The sequence below is a fragment of the Polaromonas sp. P1_G4 genome, assembly GCF_056405475.1.
The window spans coordinates 1-2,927 of the sequence record NZ_JBFUCA010000509.1 but is presented as its reverse complement, the minus strand read 5'-3'; the positions used below and the strand labels follow the sequence as shown (position 1 = coordinate 2,927).

General features: G+C 63.8%; 3 protein-coding genes. 1 reads left to right on the top strand and 2 read right to left on the bottom strand.

Going from position 1 to position 2,927, the window contains the following annotated elements; translation table 11 throughout:
* Positions 1–745 (bottom strand): lysophospholipase (locus AC1D1X_RS19635; protein WP_477698950.1); only part of this gene is annotated, 745 nt, incomplete at its 3' end.
* A 73-nt stretch (positions 746–818) separates the two neighbouring features.
* The gene (locus AC1D1X_RS19630; RefSeq protein ID WP_477698949.1) at positions 819–2,294 is read right to left on the bottom strand and encodes a M20 family metallopeptidase; all 1,476 of its coding nucleotides are present in this window, start codon (positions 2,292–2,294) and stop codon (positions 819–821) included.
* A gap of 209 nt (positions 2,295–2,503) precedes the next feature.
* Between AC1D1X_RS19630 and AC1D1X_RS19625 the strand changes: the two genes are divergently transcribed.
* The coding region (locus tag AC1D1X_RS19625) for a DUF72 domain-containing protein (RefSeq protein WP_477698948.1) at positions 2,504–2,927 on the top strand (424 nt) is incomplete at its 3' end.

Sequence of the window (2,927 nt, the reverse complement as noted above, 5' to 3'; positions counted from 1 at the left end):
CACCCGCATACATCAGCAGCGTAGGCGTGCGCCATTGGGCGGCGGCCGCCACCGTCGCGGGACCCGCTGTTGCGATGAATTTGCCCAGGCGTGGCGAGATTCTGTCGTGCACCAGCCGGTCGGTGAAGTATTTTTTGACCACCTCTTCATCGTGCGAGATGTAGCGCGCGTCCAGGCCGTTGCCTACACACAGGTCGGGTGCCAGCCTCGGCATAAAGGCCAGCAGCAGCTTTTGCAAGGCGTTGAGCCCCGGATCCAGCGCGGGAGAAGACATCACGAGGCCATCCACGGGGCGAATGCCCAGCGCGACAAACCGGCTCACCACCAGACCGCCCATGCTGTGGCCAAGCAGAACCAGGGGAAGATGCGCAGGCGGCTGCGGGCTTCGTCCGTCCGCGTTGACCTCCTCCAGAAGGCGCACGCAACGCAGGCGCGTGTCGTCGACTATTTCGGCCAGGTCGTCCAGCAGTGCAGTCTCATTGGGCAGCACACCACGGAACCCGCCCGATTCGCCATGGCCGCGCTGGTCGTAGGCACGCACGGCAAAACCCCAGTCGAGCAATTGGCTGGCGACATGGTCGTAGCGGCTGGCGTGCTCGCCCAAGCCATGGACCAGCAGCACCATGGCGCGCGGCGGCAACGCATGTTGACCCATTTCGATGGCCAAAGCATCCAGTGGCCACTCATAGAGAGCCAGGTTCTCGCCGTCGCGGGCGGTGAAAGGCGCTAGGACGGTGGAATGCATGCGGCAGCAAAAGCCTGGCTTGAAACAAGCGCTGCCGGCAAACCGCGGCGCAAAGAAGGGTAGCTCACCCGCATCAACCGGGAACGCGGGCCATCACATGCGCGACCGCGGCGGTCAGCTTCTTGGCGTAAGGCACGTTCAGGAACTCGTTGGGGCCGTGCGCATTGCTCTTGGGGCCGAGCACACCGCAAACCATCATCTGCGCCTTGGGGAAGCCCTTGCTCAGCATGTTCATCAGCGGAATGGTTCCGCCCTGGCCTATGGTGCCGCAGGGCGCGCCGAAGAAGCTTTGCGACGCATCGTTGAGCGCGTTCTCAAACCAGGGTACGGTGCTGGGCGCGTTCCAGCCGGTGGCGCCGCCGTTGCTTTCAAACGTGACTTTGGCCTGGTAAGGCGCATTGTCTTCCAGCAGTGTCTTGAGTTCCTGCACCGCCGCGCCAGCGTCGATCAGCGGCGGAAAACGCAGCGAGAGCTTGAAGGCGGTGTAGGGGCGCAGCACATTGCCCGCATCCTTGAGGGCTGGAAAACCTTCGGCACCCGTCACGCTCAGCGTCGGGCGCCAGGTGCGGTTGAGCAGGGCTTCCACCGGGTCAGTCGTGGTGGGCAAGGCAAATGCGCTGGAGCCTTCGCAGTCGTAGTGCGCCCACGGAAAACGCTTGTAGATTTCCTCGCCGAGGATTTTGGCCGTGGCCTGCGCCTGCGCCAGCCGGTCAGCCGGAACCTCACAGTGAAAGCTTTGCGGTAGCAGGCGACCGGTCTTGCTGTCTTCCAGGCGGTCCAGCACCTGGCGCRTGATGCGAAAGCTCGACGGCACCAGGCCGCTGGCGTCGCCGGAGTGCACGCCTTCGGTGAGGATTTCCACCTTGAGCACGCCCGCCGCGTTGCCGCGCAGGCTGGTGGTCAGCCACAGCTGGTCGTAGTTGCCCGCGCCGGAATCCAGGCACACCACCAGCGCGACGTCGCCCAGGCGCTCACGCAACGCATTGACGTAAGGCAGCAAATCATAGGAGCCGCTTTCCTCGCAGGTTTCGATCAGGCCAACGATGCGCGGGTGCGGCACGTTCTGCGCTTTGAGCGCCTGCACCGCGGCAATGCTGGCGTAGACCGCATACCCATCGTCGGCGGCGCCACGGCCATAAAGCTTTCCGTCTTCGTACTTGGCCATCCAGGGGCTCAAATCATTGCGCCAACCGGTGAATTCGGGCTGCTTGTCGAGGTGGCCGTACATCAACACGGTTTGCGTCGAATCGGCGCGCGTGGCCGGGATCTCAAAGAACAGCACCGGGGTGCGGCCTTCGAGGCGCACGATCTCCAGCTTGAGGCCTTCGACCTTCTGCGCCTCGACCCAGGCCGCCGCATTGCGCATGACGGTGTCGATGAAGCCGTGCTGCGCCCAGTCGCTGTCAAACGTGGGGGACTTGGCTGGGATGGAGATGTAGTCGGTGATCTGTTTGACGATGTCGCCGTCCCATTGGGCCGTGACCTGGGACAGGGCCTGGGCGGCGTTAAGGATGCTGGCGGGGATTTCGCGGTGCAGTGGGGCGTTCATTGGAAAGGCTCCGGGAACAAGGATATCGGCTTTTAGGGCAGCATTTTGCTACGGCACCTGCTACTGTACGCTTCCGACACAGACCGCGCCACCGGCCACGGGAAGACCCGCAATTGGAGAATTCAACCTACAGCGCATCGCGGGCGGCGTGGACAAAGATAACTCCTCCAATTGGACGAGAAAGCAGACAAGTACGCCACGGAGCCGCCATGACACCAGCAAGCCGCGCACACACGCCATCTTCCGCCGCCACGCCAGCCACGGTAGCCGATTCCCGCATCCGCGCTGGCGTGGGCGGCTGGACCTTTGAGCCCTGGCGCGACAACTTTTTCCCAGCCGGCCTGGCGCACAGCCGCGAACTCGAATACGCAAGCCGCCGGCTGAGCGCCATCGAGGTCAACGGCACCTACTACGGCACGCTGAAGCCGGCCAGCTTCAGGAAGTGGCACGACGAGACGCCGGACAACTTCATGTTTTCCCTCAAGGCCTCGCGCTACGCGACCAACCGCCGCGTGCTGGCCGAGGCGGGCGAGTCCATCCAGCGCTTCACTGAAAGCGGCATCAGCGAACTGGGCGACAAGCTGGGCCCCATCGTCTGGCAATTCATGCCCGGCAAGGTGTTTGAGGCAGGGG